Here is a 15505-nt window from a genome sequence, read left to right as displayed (position 1 = left end):
GCTCTAACGAAAAAGCAGACAGCCGATAAATACCGACTGCCTGCTTATCATTTCATATAAATTTTTAAGCGCTTACATAGCTTTCCGCCGAGCTTTCTTCTGACGAACTGTCCTCTAAAGCCTCCGGAATGAATATGCGGGTAAGGGTGTCTTTGTAATCGTCACCCTCCAGCTTTTCTCCGTTTACCTTTATGCAGTCTATCCTTACCGACTGATAAGTAAAGCCGTCATGGACTACCTTGAACACGACCTCTGTCTTTACGCCGTCCTTTTTGCCGCTGCATACAGCTGTATAGACATCACCCTTTTTTGTACAGCTCCAATCAGTTTCTTCAAGGTAATTATCAAGCTGTTCACCGATAATATTTGCGGAAGTACCGCTGAAATTGTCGAGGTTCTGCACATAGGAATTTTCCAGCAGCACAGGAACGCTGTCTGTATTGACAGATCTTCCCGAAACGAATCCGTTCATAAATAATGCTGCGGCACAGAATATCACGAGCATTATAGCCTTATAAGTTTCACGTCCGAAAATTTTTTCACGTTTGAAAACATAAACAGGAACGAGCCAGCGCCATTTAGCCAGACTACGGCAGCTTTCCTCACCGCAAAGCTTTTTCAGCTTTCTGTGATCGGCAAAGCAGCAGGCTATCATCATAACAGGCACAGCTATCCAAAGGAATATCCCTGCCCATTTTGAAACTGCAAAATTTTCAAGGAACAATCCCAGCAGAGGCAGGCAGCACACAAACCACATTATACCGCCGCCAACGGCAGGGGCAGTATACACAGGCTTTGCAGGCTGCGGCTGAGTTCCGAAAAGCGAATCAGTAAATGAAGTATCAAATCCGTTCATCACCAAATATCTCCTTATATAAATATATATAACAAAAATCAAACAATAATCTCACTGTAATAAATAATATTATACACCATTTTTCCCAAAAACACAAGTATTCTCTGAATACTCATTTCAGACGCTTGACAATTAAAATGAGATGTGCTAAAATATACTTCACGCAATAAATATTTTACCAAGTGAAATATTTTTAAAAGAGGTGAAATTAAAATGCAGATCAACGATAATAATACCGAAATGCTGGAAAATCTTATATCTATACATATGAGAATGCGTGATCTTAAAATTTTTCAGCTTTGCAAGGTGCTTAATCAGAACGAGTTTTTTGTGCTGGGTAAACTCTTTATGACCGAGAAAATCGGCGACAGTACGGCGGAAGCGCCGCTTTCTATGTCTGCCCTGTCGAAACGTATGCGCTGCTCCCCTGCTATGGCGACAAAGATGATAAATGCTCTTGAAAGCAAAGGCTGTGTGACAAGAAAGCTTTGCGACTCAGACCGTCGTGGGGTAAACGTCTATATAACAGAAAAGGGGCGTGAACTGTGGTTAGAGGAGCACGAATTCAAAGCGCAGCTCATACGGAAGATATTCAGCAGGTTTGGCGATGAAAAATGTGAAACTTTGTTCAAGCTTTCGGACGAGCTTTTTACGCTTTTTGAAACCGAAACAGAAAAATACATACAGGAAAACCAACAGAACAAAGACAATAAAGATAGTAAAGACAAGACATAAGAAAGGATAGTGATATTTACCTATGGGAAAGCTTTTGAAATATATGAAAGGCTATGTGGTCGGTACGCTGATAGTGTTCGTGCTGCTCATTGTGCAGGCTTACTGCGATCTTTCCCTGCCTAACTATACCGCTGACATAATGGATACGGGCATTATGCAGAAAGGCGTGGAAAATGTTTGCCCGCAGGTAATAAGCGAGCAGACATATGATGATGTAAAACTGTTTATGACCGAAAGTGAACAGGCTGAGGCGGACAGCTTTTACACTCTTAAAGACAGCATAACCGACTGCGATATCCCGACGGCTGACGGTGCTGAGAGCGGAAAGGTTTATGAACTTAGCACCAAAAACAAGAAGGATATCGAAAAGCTGGACGATGATTTCGGTTCTGCCGTGCTTGCATATACTGCAATGCTCAAAGCAGCGGACAGCAGCGAACAGTCTGCCGATAACTCACAGATGCAGGATGTTCAAGATATGACTCCCGAACAGCAGCAAAAGCTTGCCGAGCTTATGCAGTCGGGTGAAGAGATAACCCCTTTAGCTATGGTAAGAGCGGGCATTATGAGCGGTACTGACATAAGAAAAGAGATAGAGGATAAATATTCCTCAATGTCCGACACTGCCGTTTCACAGTCCGCAAAGGCATTCTGGCAGGAAGAGTATGCCTCCCTGTCGGTAGATATGGAGCAGTTCCAGAAGAACTACCTTTTCGCACAGGGCGGAAGAATGCTGGCTATGGCTGCGGTAATAATGGTCTGCACCATTGCGATATGCTACCTCGCCGCAAAGATCGGTGCAGGAATAGGAAAAGACCTCAGAGTTGGTGTTTTCAAAAAGGTAGTAAGCTTTTCAAATGCGGAGATGGATAAGTTCTCCACATCGAGCCTTATCACACGTTCCACAAACGATATCCAGCAGATACAGATGGTGCTTACCATTATGCTGAGAATGTGCCTTTATGCGCCTATACTCGGTGTGGGCGGACTTATCAAGGTGCTTAACACCAACACAAGCATGGTATGGATAATCGGTCTTGCCGTACTGCTAGTTCTTGGTCTTGTGGCTGTGCTTATGGGCGTTGCAATGCCTAAATTCAAGATAATGCAGACAAAGGTCGATAAGCTCAATCTTGTTACAAGAGAGATACTGACAGGTCTGCCTGTTATCAGAGCGTTCTCAAGAGAAAAGCACGAGGAGGAGCGCTTCGACGGCACAAACAAGGAACTGACTTCAACAATGCTTTTTACAAACCGAGTAATGACATTTATGATGCCTGTTATGATGTTCATAATGAACGGCATATCCGTTCTTATCGTATGGGTAGCCGCAAAGCAGATAGATCTAGGCAAGCTTCAGGTCGGAAGTATGACTGCGTTCATAACCTACTCTATGATGATAATAATGGCTTTCCTTATGCTTTCAATGATATCCGTCATGCTGCCGAGAGCCGCTGTGGCTGCTGAAAGAGTTGACGAGATACTCACCACTCAGCCGAACATCACCGACAAGGCTGACGCTGACAGCAAAAAGCCCGAAAAAGGACTTATCAGATTTGAACACGTTGATTTCAGATATGAAAACGCTGACTGCGACGTTCTCCACGATATAGATTTCACCGCAGAACCGGGAAAGACAACCGCCATTATCGGAAGTACGGGCAGCGGAAAATCCACCCTTGTAAATCTTATCCCAAGATTTTATGACGTTACAGGCGGCAGAATAACCATTGACGGAAAGGACGTAAGAGATTACACTCAGCACGCTCTCCGTGAGTCGATCGGCTATGTTCCGCAGAAAGGCGTACTGTTCTCAGGAGATATAAACTCTAACCTAAGCTTCGGCTGTCCTGATTCTTCCGAGGAAAATCTTAAGAAAGCGGCTGAGATAGCTCAGGCATCTGAGTTTATCGAGGCAAAACCCGACAAATACGAAAGTCCTATCGCACAGGGCGGTTCAAACGTTTCTGGCGGACAGAAACAGCGTCTTTCCATTGCAAGAGCCATTGCGAAAGACCCAAAGATATTTATTTTCGACGACTCATTCTCTGCGCTTGACTTCAAGACGGACGTTGCCCTCAGAAAAGCTCTCGGCGAAAATGTCGGCGACAGCACAGTGCTTATAGTTGCACAGCGTATCGTTACAATAATGAATGCAGACCGCATAATCGTTCTTGACGAAGGCAGGATAGCAGGACAAGGTACACATAACGAGTTGCTGCTCAGCTGCCCTGTATACACACAGATAGTAAGGTCGCAGCTTTCCGACAGCGAATACGAAGAACAGCTTGAAGAGGCTAAAAAGCAAAGTCACAAAGCACAGAACACAGACGAAACAGACGGAAAGGAGGAGATGTAGAATGCCGCAGCCAAGAAGAAGAGGCCCTATGGGAAGAGGTCCTATGGGCGCAGGCGAAAAGCCGAAGAATTTCAAAGGCTCTATGAGCAAGCTGCTTAAATATATGGGCAGATACAAGCTGGGCGTACTGGCTGTAATGATATTCGCCATAGGCAGCACAGTTTTCAACATAGCAGGACCGAAAGTCCTTGCGAAAGCGACAGACGCACTCTTTGACGGACTTGTCGCAAAGATAGCAGGCACAGGCGGTATAGATTTCACAAAGATAGGCAGGATACTCCTTATCCTTATGGGACTTTATGTTATCGCCGCACTTTTCCAGTTCATACAGGGCTTTATAATGACGGGCATCTCACAGAAGCTCTGCTACCGTTTGAGAAAGGATATAGCTGCAAAGATAAACAGAATGCCGATGAGCTATTTCGACAAAATGACACACGGCGAGGTGCTTTCAAGAGTCACAAACGATGTAGACACTCTCGGCACAAGCCTTAACCAGTCGATAACTCAGTTCATCACCTCCGTCACAATGGTTATAGGCGTACTGATAATGATGCTCTCTATCAGCCCTAAGCTGACGCTTGTGGCGCTGCTCGTTATCCCACTTTCGGGAATAATCGTCGGCGTAGTTGTAAAACACTCACAGAAATATTTCCACAGACAGCAGGAATACCTCGGTCATGTAAACGGACAGGTCGAGGAAGTCTACGGCGGTCACGTTGTTGTAAAGGCTTTCAATCGTGAAGATATCGTAAAAAAGGATTTTGATGCAGCAAATGACGTGCTTTACAGCTCGGCTTGGAAGTCACAGTTCATTTCGGGCATAATGATGCCTGTAATGCAGTTCGTCGGAAACCTCGGCTATGTTGCGGTAGCAGTTTTCGGTGCATATCTCGCTATGGACGGCAAGATCTCAGTCGGCGACATACAGGCATTTATCCAGTATGTAAAGAACTTCACCCAGCCTATCCAGCAGCTTGCTCAGGTATCTTCAATGATACAGTCCACAGCAGCTGCCGCAGAAAGAATATTCGAGTTCCTTGACGAAGATGAAGAGGATCAGAAAGCTCTTGACCACGCTCCTATCTCTATCGGCGAGGCTGCCGCTGAGGTGGATTTTGAAAACGTAAAGTTCGGCTATACAGACGATAAGATAATCATTCACGATTTCTCCGCCCACGTCAAGCCGGGTCAGAAGATCGCTATCGTTGGTCCGACCGGTGCAGGAAAGACCACAATGGTAAAGCTGCTCATGAGATTTTACGATCTTAACGGAGGCAGGATAAAGATAGGCGGCTATGACATAAAGGATTTCGACCGCAGCGAGCTGCGTGAGGCTTTCGGAATGGTATTGCAGGACACATGGCTTTTCAACGGAACTATTATGGAGAATATCCGCTACGGCAGACTTGACGCAACAGATGAGGAGGTCATCGAGGCTGCAAAGGCTGCTCACGTTCACCACTTTATCGAAACTCTCCCAGGCGGATATAATATGGAGCTGAACGAAGAGGCTTCAAACGTTTCACAGGGACAGAAACAGCTGCTCACTATCGCAAGAGCAATCCTTGCCGACAACAAGATCCTTATTCTTGACGAGGCAACATCTTCCGTTGACACAAGAACGGAGATAAGGATACAGAAAGCTATGGATAACCTTATGGAGGGCAGAACAAGCTTTATCATTGCTCACAGACTTTCAACTATCCGTGACGCAGACCTTATACTTGTAATGAAAGACGGCGACATAATCGAACAGGGCAGCCATGACGAACTTATGGCTGAGGACGGTTTCTACGCTTCTCTTTACAACTCACAGTTTGAACACGCATAATAAGATCACAGCAATACAAAAGGACGGTGCAGTTTATTCTGTACCGTCCTTGCTTTTATTTTTTATCATGTAAATCTTTTGAGCCGTGCAGCTTTTCATATTCGTCAAAGGTCAGAGTGTTGAAATATCTATCTCTCCCCTCCGTTGCGCTGCCGTACTCGATAGCCTTTGCAGGGCAGCCGTTTATGCAAGCCATACAATGGGTGCATTTCCCGTTCCAGACAGGTTTTCCGTCTTTAAGTGAAATGCTTTTGAATATGCAGCCTTTTACACATTTTCCGCAGCCTGTGCAGGCATTCGTAACGTGGAAAGGCTTTGTGCTGACAAGAAAACTGTAAAATGCAGGATTTGCAATAGTGGTCAGCGCTCTGCCGAGGAATGATCTGCGCACATCATACAGCTTTCTGCCCTCTGTGATAAGGGCAGCGATATCGGTTATCTCCCTGTAAGCACGGGAAAATATCTTCTCTTTTTCCTCCGCCGACGGTGCGTCATACATTGCTATATAATTCTCAGGCATTGCAACGGAAGCCATTCCGCCGAACTGCATATGCTTTATAAAGCAAAGCCGTTTAAGATACTTCTCTGCACCGCCCGTCTGAGAATCGCAGGTAGCAACAAAATAGAACTTCCTGCTGCCCGAAAAATCCGATCTTCTTATAAAGCTTTCAACTATCCTCGGAAATCTCCACGCATATATCGGTGCGCAGATAACGAAAGGTCTGTCTGAACGGAATTTCTGATGTCTGCCAGTTCTGATAAGCTCTTTCATAGAACATAGCTTATCCCCCGTCAATCTTGCTATCCCCTCTGCCGCAAAGCGTGTGTTTCCCGTTCCGCTGAAATATAATACCATATGTATAAGATTCTCCTTGCTTTTGTTTTAACATTTTAATACTGATATTCAGGCATAAGCTGTGCAAGACGGACTGTTCTGCCGTCGTTGCTTACAAGGACTTCAATATCCTTTGCCGTTTCGCCCATCTGCATCATAAATTCACGGCAGGCTCCGCATGGCGGCATAACGCTGCCGTCTTTGTATACGGCGCACACCTTTACTATCTCATATTCGCCATTTGTGAACATAGTCGAAAGAGCGTTCCTCTCCGCACAAAATCCCAGCGAGCAGGCTGTATCTATGCATACTCCTGTATAGATATTTCCCTTTGAACTGAGCACAGCCGCACCCACTTCGCCCACGAACATATTTTTTGAAAGCTTCTTAGCGGCAATGACCGATCTCGCCGCATCGTAAAGTTCCTTCCATTCCTTAGTCATTATCATTTTTTCCTTTTCTGAACACCATTTTAAACATTCCCGGACCGTCCCATTCGCATGGTCTTTCCTCAAAGCCTTTTTTCTTATAAAATCCTACTGCTTCCTTCGTGCTGATAAGTTCAAGGCTCACCGCCCAGCCTGCGGCGATATTCTCCTTTATATATTTTTTCCACAGCGTCTATAAGCAAAGAGCCTGCGCCCTTCGACTGATAAGACGGTATAACAGCGAGATCCTTGATATAAAAAGACATTCCGCCGTCGCCGATAAGCCTTGCCATACCAACTGCCCTGCCGCCGTCACAGACAGTAAATGTGGCTGCGGTATTCTCCAAAGCCTTTTCGACCTGCTCTATGCATGGCGGCTGCCAGCCGACCGAAGTATACAGTTCAAGGAAAAGCTGTGCTGTCATTTCATTTATTTTAACGTCCATTTTACCACACCTGTATGCTGAAATTATTTTATAGATATTATAATACAATATTTATATGTAAAAATCAATAGTTTTTCATTATAATTGCGGTTTAAGTAAGTATGGTTTCACAAAAAATTGTAAACTTCGCAGATATCAGATTGATTTTTAAAATTCTGTGTGATATAATATTGAACGCTAAATAAAAGAATTATAAATGAATTTTCACATTCAGAATAACAAAAGAACAAAACAAAAATTATGAAAAAAGAGTTGAACAAAATGATAAAAACATTCAGCAGGGTATTCTACGGTGTCTATTTCCTGCTTATGCTGGTGATAATAACAAGCGTATGTCTTACATACTGTTCCAACACAATGAATCTGCCGTTAAAAATGGTTGAGTTCGATTTCAAGGGAATATTTATAGGCATATTTTTCGGAATAGTGCTCACTATACTTTACACCCTTTTCAAAAGCCGTGTAAAGCTGACGGACAAGCAGCTGCGTATGCTTTATGTCGGCGGTGCGCTTATACTTGCGGCTGGGCAGCTTTTCCTGCTGTTCACACTGAAAACAAAGCCGTACAGCGACTGCGCCTATGTTGACGCTGCGGCAAGGGCATATGCTCAGGGCGAGGATTACGCTCAGGCTGTACAGTCCACAAAGGGGCATACTACCTATTTCTATCAGTTCCCAAATAACTGGGCATTTCTTATACTGCTTTCAAATTATTATAAGATAATATACCTTATAACAGGCAGCATATCCATATATGCGCCGGGTATACTTAATATAGTGCTTATGCAGATAGGTATGTTTATGTTCTATAAATGTATGAAGCTGATGTTTTCGGACAACTGCCGCAGTGCTTTGGGAATTATCCTTATGCTTGGTTATGCTCCACTTTACACATACTCTTCATACTGTTACACCGACTCGGTGAGCCTGCCTTTTGTTACGGCGGCAGTATATTTTGTCATAAAGGCGAAACGTGCGGAAAAGTTCTCCGCTTTTATGGGAAACATCACTGCGGCAGGAGCATTGATCGCTGTGGGATATTCCATAAAGGGCAGCCTTATTATAATAATGGTATCAATGCTTATGTACCTTATTGTAAACATACCGATAAAACGCTGGCTCTGCGGAGCAGGAGTTACGGCGGCGCTGTTCCTGCTTTTCAACTCTGTTATACTGAGCAACTATGCCTCAGCGGCAGGCATTGCCACAAAAGAACAGCTTGCGCAGTATCGTTTCCCTACCAACCACTGGATAATGATGGGGTTAAAAGATGAGGGCGGATTTGACGTTGACGATCACAACTTCACAAAGTTTCTCCCCGACTATGAAACAAGGAAAGAAAAAAGCGTTGAGATAATAAAAGAGAGATTATCCGAAGCCGACGCACAGAGCAGCACAAAGCACATTTTCAAAAAGCTCGGATTTACATGGGGCGACGGCACATACTATATAAACAATCATCTTGTTTACGCTCAGAAAGGTTTTGTAAAATACCTTGTTATGAAGGGAACAAAGTCGCTTTTATATTTCCAGTCATATCATTTTATGATAGTCACAGCACTTCTGCTGTCGGTGATAAACGGATTTATCAAGGAAAAAGCAAGTTCTATGGACTTTGTAAGGCTGACGGTTTTCGGGCTTACTGTTTTCCTGCTCATATGGGAAACAAGGTCGAGATACCTGTTCAACTTTATCCCACTTATGCTCATAATGGCGGCAGACGGACTTGATATGACATCAGAACTGATACGCAAACTTTTTATGAAAGGCAAGACTGAGGCTTTACCTCAGACCGCAGACGGAAAGGAATGAAAAGCTATGCCTTTTACCGAAAAAGCGCCTGCTTTTTTGTTTGAAAACTATACACGCAACGACAAGGAATGGTTCAAGGAACACAAGGATATTTATCAGGAGGCTCTTATACAGCCTTTTACAGAGCTTATCCTCGACCTTGCGCCTGTGCTTGAAAAGATAGACGATAAGATAATCTGCACACCGAAAAAGATATCGAGGATATATCGTGACGCAAGATATTCAAAGGGAAAATCATTTTTCCGTGAAAGCCTTTGGTGTTCGCTCTGCCGCAGGAAAGAGCCGTTTGTAAGCAAGCCTGAATTTTATTTCTATGTCAGTCCCGACGGTTTCGGCTGGGGCTGCGGATACTATCAGACGCCAACAGCGGTCATGGCAAAGGTGAGGGAGCTTATCGTAAACGGAAATCCGACCGCTTTAAAAGCCATAGAAAACTTTGAAAAGCAGGATAAGTTCATTCTTGACGGCGAGCTATACAAGCGTGACCACTTCCCCGAACAGCCTGAAGATCTGAAAAAATGGCTGAACAGGAAATCCATAAGCGTAAATTTTGCAAGCGATGATCCTGACCTTCTCTTCTCGGAAACACTTTCCAAAACAGTAGCTGAGGATTTTAAGTCGCTTGGCGATCTGTATAAAATGTTTATACTGGCTGAGGAAATGGTCTGAATATATTTCGACAAATATCGGCGGAGCAATGACCTTTTGCTCCGCCTTTTTACTGTCAAATATTAAAAAAAAGTTAAATCCGCCTGTCAACATAGACAAACAGCGGATTTTGTGATACAATAATATTTTAGGAAATAAATACTGGTAAAATATTATGAATAACAATTCTAAGGAGTGGTAAGATGATCACAGTTTCAAACGTAAGTCTTTCTTTCGGAGGTCAGCTTCTTTTCAAGGACGTTGATCTGAAATTCACAAACGGCAACTGCTACGGAATCATCGGTGCAAACGGCGCAGGAAAATCTACATTTTTAAAGATCCTCAACGGCGAGATCGAGCCGACAACGGGTGAAGTTTCTATTTCAAAGGACGAAAGGCTTTCTGTTTTAAAGCAGGATCACTTTGCCTATGACGAATACACCGTGCTTGATACCGTTATTATGGGCAACAAGCGTTTATACGATATAATGAAGGAAAAGGACGAGCTTTACGCAAAGGAAGATTTCTCCGAGGAGGACGGCGACAGAGCAGGTCAGCTGGAGAGCGAATTTGCAGAGCTTAACGGCTGGGAGGCTGAGTCAGACGTTTCACGTCTTATTCAGGGCCTTGGACTTCCTGAAGATATCCTTTACGCTCAGATGGCTGGACTTTCGGGTAACGAAAAGGTCAAGGTACTGCTTGCGCAGGCGCTTTTCGGCAACCCTGACATCATTATGCTGGACGAGCCTACCAACCATCTTGACATCGACGCTATACGCTGGCTGGAGGATTTCCTTGCCGACTATTTCGGAACTGTCCTCGTTGTATCTCATGACAGACATTTTCTCAACAATGTCTGCACCCATATCGTTGATATAGACTACACAAAGATAAAGATGTATGTGGGCAACTACGAATTCTGGTACGAGTCATCACAGCTTATGCAGAGAATGATGAAAAATCAGAACAAGAAGGCTGAAGAAAAGATCAAGGAACTTCAGGAGTTCATCAACCGTTTCTCAGCGAACAAGTCGAAGTCAAAGCAGGCTACCGCAAGAAGAAAGCTTCTTGACAAGCTCACAGTTGAAGAGATGCCTGCATCATCAAGAAAATATCCTTTCATCGGTTTCAATATCGACAGAGAGCTTGGCAAGGACGTGCTTAAAGTCAATGGTATCTCAAAGACTGTTGACGGTGTAAAGCTCCTCAACAACGTATCTTTCACCCTTTCAAGAACAGATAAGGTGGCTTTCATCGGTGAGTCGGAGCAGGCTATAACAATGCTCTTCAAGATACTTGCCGAAGAGGAAGAGCCTGACGAGGGTACGATCAAGTGGGGCGTTTCAACATCACGCTCTTACTTCCCTGTTGACAACTCTGCTTACTTCAACGATCATGACGAGAGCATAGTTGACTGGATAAGACCTTATTCCACATCAGAGGTAACAGACACATTCCTCAGAGGATTTCTCGGCAGAATGCTCTTTACCGGTGATGAGATATACAAGCCCGTAAAGGTACTTTCGGGAGGAGAAAAGGTAAGATGTATGTTCAGCCGTATGATGCTTTTCGGCTCTAACGTAATTATGCTGGACAGACCGACCAACCACCTTGACCTCGAATCCATTACAGCAGTAAACAACGGTCTGAGAGATTTCAAGGGAGTAGTTATTTTCGCTTCCCACGACCACGAAATAGTACAGACTGTTGCAAACAGAATAATCGAGATAACTCCTGACGGCTGTATCGACAGACAGGGCACATATGAAGAGTTCCTTGAATGGAGAAGAGAACACGGCATGAAGTCGTTCATTGAATAAAATTTCACATAAAGAAGGCATATCTATGGAAAACTCAGAAGATATTATCATACGCAGATATATGGACGCTGACATTGACGGTATGACCGCTGTATGGAACGAAGTAGTACGGGACGGAATAGCTTTCCCCCAGAGGGAACAGCTTGACGCTGAGAGCGGCAGAGAATTTTTTGCCGCACAGACATACTGCGGTGTGGCTGAATATAAGGGTGAGATAAAGGGAATGTATATCCTACACCCGAACAATGTTGGCAGATGCGGACATATCTGCAACGCAAGCTATGCGGTGGACAGCAATTTCCGTGGTCACGGCGCAGGAAAAAAGCTTGTGCTTGACTGTCTTGAACAGGCAAAGGCTCACGGTTTCGGCATAATGCAGTTCAACGCTGTGGTGGCAAGCAATGAAACCGCCATAAAGCTTTACGAATCACTTAGTTTTAAACGCATCGGAACTGTACCAAAGGGCTTTCAGCTTGACGGCGGAGAGTTTTCGGATATAATACTTTTTTATTATGAACTGAAATAATTTAGGAGGTAGGAATATGTTAAAGGCTGCACAGATATTCAGCAACTATATGGTTTTGCAGAGAAGAAAAAATATCAGCGTTTTCGGCACAGGCGAGGACGGCAGAACCGTTACAGTAACATTAAACGGCGTATCAGCATCAGCTGTCGTAAAGGACGGAAAATGGCAGACTGAGCTTTCACCTATGGAAGCAGGCGGAGAATACGAAATGGTCATTACCGACGGCACAGATACTATCACATTCTATCACGTTATGATAGGAGAGGTTTGGTTCTGCGGCGGTCAGTCCAATATGGAATTTGAGATACAGAACGCAAAGGACGGCAAGGAGCTTTTAAATACGCTGAACGCAAATTGTCCTGTACGTTTTTACTATACTCCAAAGGTCGGCACAGAGGAAGACGCTGAAAAGCAGGGCGCAAACACCTGTTGGAACACAGCTTCTCCCGAAAATTCAAAGTACTGGAGCGCAGTAGGACTTCACTTTGCTCTTAAGCTTTCAAAGGAGCTTGGTGTGACGGTAGGTCTTATCGGCTGCAACTGGGGCGGTTCTTCCGCATCAAACTGGGTGGACAGAGAAACTCTTGAAAACGACAAGACTATCTCCAGTTACATAGAAGAATATGACGAAAAGACAAAGGGCAAAACATACGAACAGATGGTGGAAGAATATCATCAGTATGAAAAGGAAAACGCTGAGTGGAATGAAAAGTACAGCAAGCTCTGCGCAGAAAAGCCTGGCACAAGCTGGGAGCAGGCTGCCGAGGTACTCGGACCGAACACATGGCCGGGTCCTGTGGGAGCGATAAATCCTTTCAGACCAACAAACATGTTCCACAATATGGTCATGAGAGTATGCCCTTACACAATACAGGGATTTCTCTATTATCAGGGCGAGTCGGACGATCACAAGCCTGACAGCTATTACAGGCTTTTCACAAGCCTTATCTCACTCTGGCGTGAGAAGTGGGGCGATGATGAGCTGCCGTTCATACTCGTTCAGCTTCCTGCATTCAAGTACGCAAAAGATCCTGATTACAGACATTGGAGCAAGATACGTTCCGCTCAGATGAAGGCATACAGAACTGTAAAGAACACAGGCATCGCCGTTATCACAGACTGCGGGGAATTTGACAACATTCACCCACTTGATAAGAAACCTGTTGGCGAAAGACTGTGCTTGCAGGCTGAAAAGCTTGTTTACGGTATGGACGTAAAGGCTTTCGGACCAATGTTCAGATCATATATTATAAAGGACGGCGGAATTGAGGTCAGCCTTGACTACGCTGAAAACGGTCTTACTCCAAAGGGCGAGGCTAAACAGTGCTTTGAGATCGCAGGCGCAGACGGAGAGTTTACAGAGGCTGAATACAAGATCGACGAAAATGACAGCTCAAAGATATTCGTTTACTCAGACAAGGTGAACGAACCTAAGTATGTCCGTTACAACTGGTTCAACTATATGGAATCATTCCTTGTGAACGAAACAGGCATTCCGCTTGCTCCGTTCAGCACCTTTGACAAGTAAAATTTAAGCCATAAAGGCAGGAAATAAAAATATCCGACACAGATCAAACAAGCTGTGCCGGATATTTTTTATAGAGATATTAGAGATATAAAACGATATAAACATAAAAACTACGTCAGTTCAGCCGCATAAACCTTACGGCAAACTCTATCATACCCACAAGGGCATAGACCATTATCGGTACGAAAATAATTTTCACGATAATACCCAGGATAAATATACCGCCAAGCAGCATAAGAACAGCAAGGCATAAAAGCAGAGCCGCAAAATATATGCCTGAGATCTTCAGCAGGTTTTGTGCTGTGCATGGCTTGTTATTCATCGGGAAAAGATCGTAGAATTCAAGATCTCTGAACTTTTCAAGTTTTTCTGAAGAACTGAGTGACTGTATTGAATGTATTATCTGCATAAATACCGAACCTCCTTGTGCGTTTCGTCTATGCTTACATTATACACCCTTTTTCAGAATATTTAAAGAGTTTTATCGTCTTTTGCTAAAAAATCAGACTAATGCACAAAGTAAAAAAGTCTGATTTATTCATACTACACAAATTGTGAATTAATTATTCATTAACAAATATGTGCCGAAATTTTAGATAACTGCTATCTGACAGGACATCATCGTGTTCAATGCGGCATTGTGGCTTTCCTCTGTGACACCTGCACAGCAGTCTGCCTGCACTATTATCTCCTTTTCAGGGAGATATGCCTTTATGAGCAAAGCATTCGACACCACGCAGATATCTGTACACAGACCGCAAAGCTCTATGCTCTCACAGCTTTCCGCCTTATCGGAAAGATACTGCGCAAGCTTTACGCTGCCGAAGGTATTCTTTTCAAAGCACACTGCATTTCCGCCAATGGCAGCCTTTACCTTTTCGTTAAGCTCCCAGCCGTTTGTGCCTTTTATGCAATGCTCAACAGGCAGCTTTTTTCCCTCAGATGTGGAAAGATAGTCCTCATAGTGGGTATCGAGAGTATATATTATACCGCAGCCGTCATTTTTATAGTCCTCTATCTTCTGACAGACCTTATCCACTATTCCCTCTGCCATAGGCGAACCAAGACTGCCGTCAATAAAATCGTTCTGCATATCCACAACTACAAGGTATTTCATTCCGCTGCCTCCGCTCTGATACACTCTGCAATTTTCTGATACATTTCATAAGCCTCGGCAAAATCGGCTTTCATTTTTTCCGTATCGTTCGCCCTTGCGTCGTCAACTACCTCACAGCATTTTCTGTAAAGCACGTTCATACACAGCGTTCCCGTAACGGATTTCATTGCGTGGATAGTTCTTATAACGCCCTCGCAGTCGCCATTTTCAACACAGACCTTTGCCTCATCGAATGAGTTGTCATCGAGAAAGTTCACAAGCAGACTTTCATAAAGCTCCGCTTCCCCAAGAAACTTCTCGACGGCATCATCATAGCTTATCCCGCACTGTGCAAGCGATTCTCTGTTCATTCCCATACAACATCCCCCTTGTGTTCGGTTTCCCTGATATAATTATACACCACATCGTAATAATTATCAATAAGTTTATTAACATTTCTGTAAAACATACAAATTGAGGCTGTGATTTTCACCATTTTTCACAATAAGCACAAATATTTGAACCTTAAAAGCAGTAAAAAAGAGGAACTTTGTCCGTCCAAAGCTCCTCTTTTCATATCTT

At 43.9% G+C, this 15505-nt stretch carries 16 protein-coding genes; 8 read left to right on the top strand and 8 right to left on the bottom strand.

Translation table 11 applies throughout. The features are described 5' to 3' along the window. Nucleotides 1-64 precede the first annotated feature (64 nt). The gene (locus Q0E19_RS02120) at nt 65-856 is read right to left on the bottom strand and encodes a hypothetical protein (RefSeq protein WP_294406775.1); all 792 of its coding nucleotides are present in this window, start codon (nt 854-856) and stop codon (nt 65-67) included. Between the two features lie 213 nt (nt 857-1069). Here Q0E19_RS02120 and Q0E19_RS02115 point away from each other — a divergent pair, with 213 nt between their 5' ends. The 3 genes from Q0E19_RS02115 to Q0E19_RS02105 are packed head-to-tail and all read left to right on the top strand — an operon-like array spanning nt 1070 to nt 5784. Further along, entirely contained in the window at nt 1070-1591 is a 522-nt protein-coding gene (locus Q0E19_RS02115; protein WP_294406773.1) for a MarR family transcriptional regulator, read from the top strand. A 22-nt stretch (nt 1592-1613) separates the two neighbouring features. Then, nucleotides 1614-3950: an ABC transporter ATP-binding protein gene (locus Q0E19_RS02110; protein ID WP_294406771.1), complete on the top strand. Its 2337-nt coding sequence runs from the start codon at nt 1614-1616 to the stop codon at nt 3948-3950. A gap of 1 nt (nt 3951) precedes the next feature. After that, complete coding sequence (locus Q0E19_RS02105; RefSeq protein ID WP_294406768.1) at nt 3952-5784, top strand: ABC transporter ATP-binding protein; 1833 nt, start codon at nt 3952-3954, stop codon at nt 5782-5784. 55 nt (nt 5785-5839) lie between these two features. Here the strand turns inward: Q0E19_RS02105 and Q0E19_RS02100 are convergent, their stop codons facing one another. From Q0E19_RS02100 to Q0E19_RS02085, 4 genes are read right to left on the bottom strand one after another with little or no spacing between them, the layout of a single operon-like run. Next, the gene (locus Q0E19_RS02100) at nt 5840-6640 is read right to left on the bottom strand and encodes an EFR1 family ferrodoxin (RefSeq protein WP_294406763.1); all 801 of its coding nucleotides are present in this window, start codon (nt 6638-6640) and stop codon (nt 5840-5842) included. A 35-nt stretch (nt 6641-6675) separates the two neighbouring features. Continuing rightward, nucleotides 6676-7062, bottom strand: coding sequence for a cytidine deaminase (locus Q0E19_RS02095; protein WP_294406761.1), 387 nt, complete (start codon nt 7060-7062; stop codon nt 6676-6678). Next, nucleotides 7055-7192, bottom strand: a complete 138-nt coding sequence (locus tag Q0E19_RS02090) for a hypothetical protein (RefSeq protein WP_294406759.1) — start codon at nt 7190-7192, stop codon at nt 7055-7057. Before Q0E19_RS02090 ends, Q0E19_RS02095 begins: the two co-directional genes overlap by 8 nt. Beyond that, a complete protein-coding gene (locus tag Q0E19_RS02085; RefSeq protein ID WP_294406756.1) occupies nt 7182-7493 on the bottom strand; it encodes a GNAT family N-acetyltransferase in 312 nt (103 codons plus the stop codon). Before Q0E19_RS02085 ends, Q0E19_RS02090 begins: the two co-directional genes overlap by 11 nt. Before the next feature lie 261 nt (nt 7494-7754). On the opposite strand from Q0E19_RS02085, the gene Q0E19_RS02080 reads away from it, so the two are divergent. The 5 genes from Q0E19_RS02080 (at nt 7755) to Q0E19_RS02060 (ending at nt 13827) form a co-directional block, all read left to right on the top strand. After that, nucleotides 7755-9305: a glycosyltransferase family 39 protein gene (locus Q0E19_RS02080; protein ID WP_294406754.1), complete on the top strand. Its 1551-nt coding sequence runs from the start codon at nt 7755-7757 to the stop codon at nt 9303-9305. A gap of 6 nt (nt 9306-9311) precedes the next feature. Beyond that, the gene (locus Q0E19_RS02075; RefSeq protein ID WP_294406752.1) at nt 9312-9974 is read left to right on the top strand and encodes a DUF2461 domain-containing protein; all 663 of its coding nucleotides are present in this window, start codon (nt 9312-9314) and stop codon (nt 9972-9974) included. A gap of 182 nt (nt 9975-10156) precedes the next feature. Beyond that, on the top strand, nt 10157-11773 hold the full coding sequence (locus Q0E19_RS02070) for an ATP-binding cassette domain-containing protein (RefSeq protein ID WP_294406750.1): 1617 nt from the start codon (nt 10157-10159) through the stop codon (nt 11771-11773). Nucleotides 11774-11834: 61 nt separating this feature from the next. After that, nucleotides 11835-12299 carry a GNAT family N-acetyltransferase gene (locus Q0E19_RS02065; protein ID WP_365904425.1) on the top strand — a complete coding sequence of 155 codons (465 nt, stop codon included), beginning with the start codon at nt 11835-11837 and terminating at the stop codon, nt 12297-12299. Nucleotides 12300-12315: 16 nt separating this feature from the next. Beyond that, entirely contained in the window at nt 12316-13827 is a 1512-nt protein-coding gene (locus Q0E19_RS02060) for a sialate O-acetylesterase (RefSeq protein ID WP_294406745.1), read from the top strand. Nucleotides 13828-13942: 115 nt separating this feature from the next. Here Q0E19_RS02060 and Q0E19_RS02055 read toward each other — a convergent pair whose 3' ends face one another. From Q0E19_RS02055 to Q0E19_RS02045, 3 genes are all read right to left on the bottom strand, one after another. After that, nucleotides 13943-14236, bottom strand: coding sequence for a hypothetical protein (locus Q0E19_RS02055; RefSeq protein ID WP_294406743.1), 294 nt, complete (start codon nt 14234-14236; stop codon nt 13943-13945). A gap of 183 nt (nt 14237-14419) precedes the next feature. Further along, nucleotides 14420-14944, bottom strand: a complete 525-nt coding sequence (locus Q0E19_RS02050) for an isochorismatase family cysteine hydrolase (RefSeq protein ID WP_294406741.1) — start codon at nt 14942-14944, stop codon at nt 14420-14422. Further along, nucleotides 14941-15300, bottom strand: coding sequence for a histidine kinase (locus tag Q0E19_RS02045; protein ID WP_294406739.1), 360 nt, complete (start codon nt 15298-15300; stop codon nt 14941-14943). The genes Q0E19_RS02050 and Q0E19_RS02045 overlap by 4 nt, the downstream gene beginning before the upstream one ends. Between the last annotated feature and the right edge of the window lie 205 nt (nt 15301-15505).

The sequence above is a fragment of the uncultured Ruminococcus sp. genome, assembly GCF_934476685.1.
Classification (GTDB): Bacteria; Bacillota; Clostridia; order Oscillospirales; family Ruminococcaceae; genus Hominimerdicola.
Note: the sequence above shows the minus strand (reverse complement) of the source record. Positions and strands in the feature narration are given on the sequence as shown.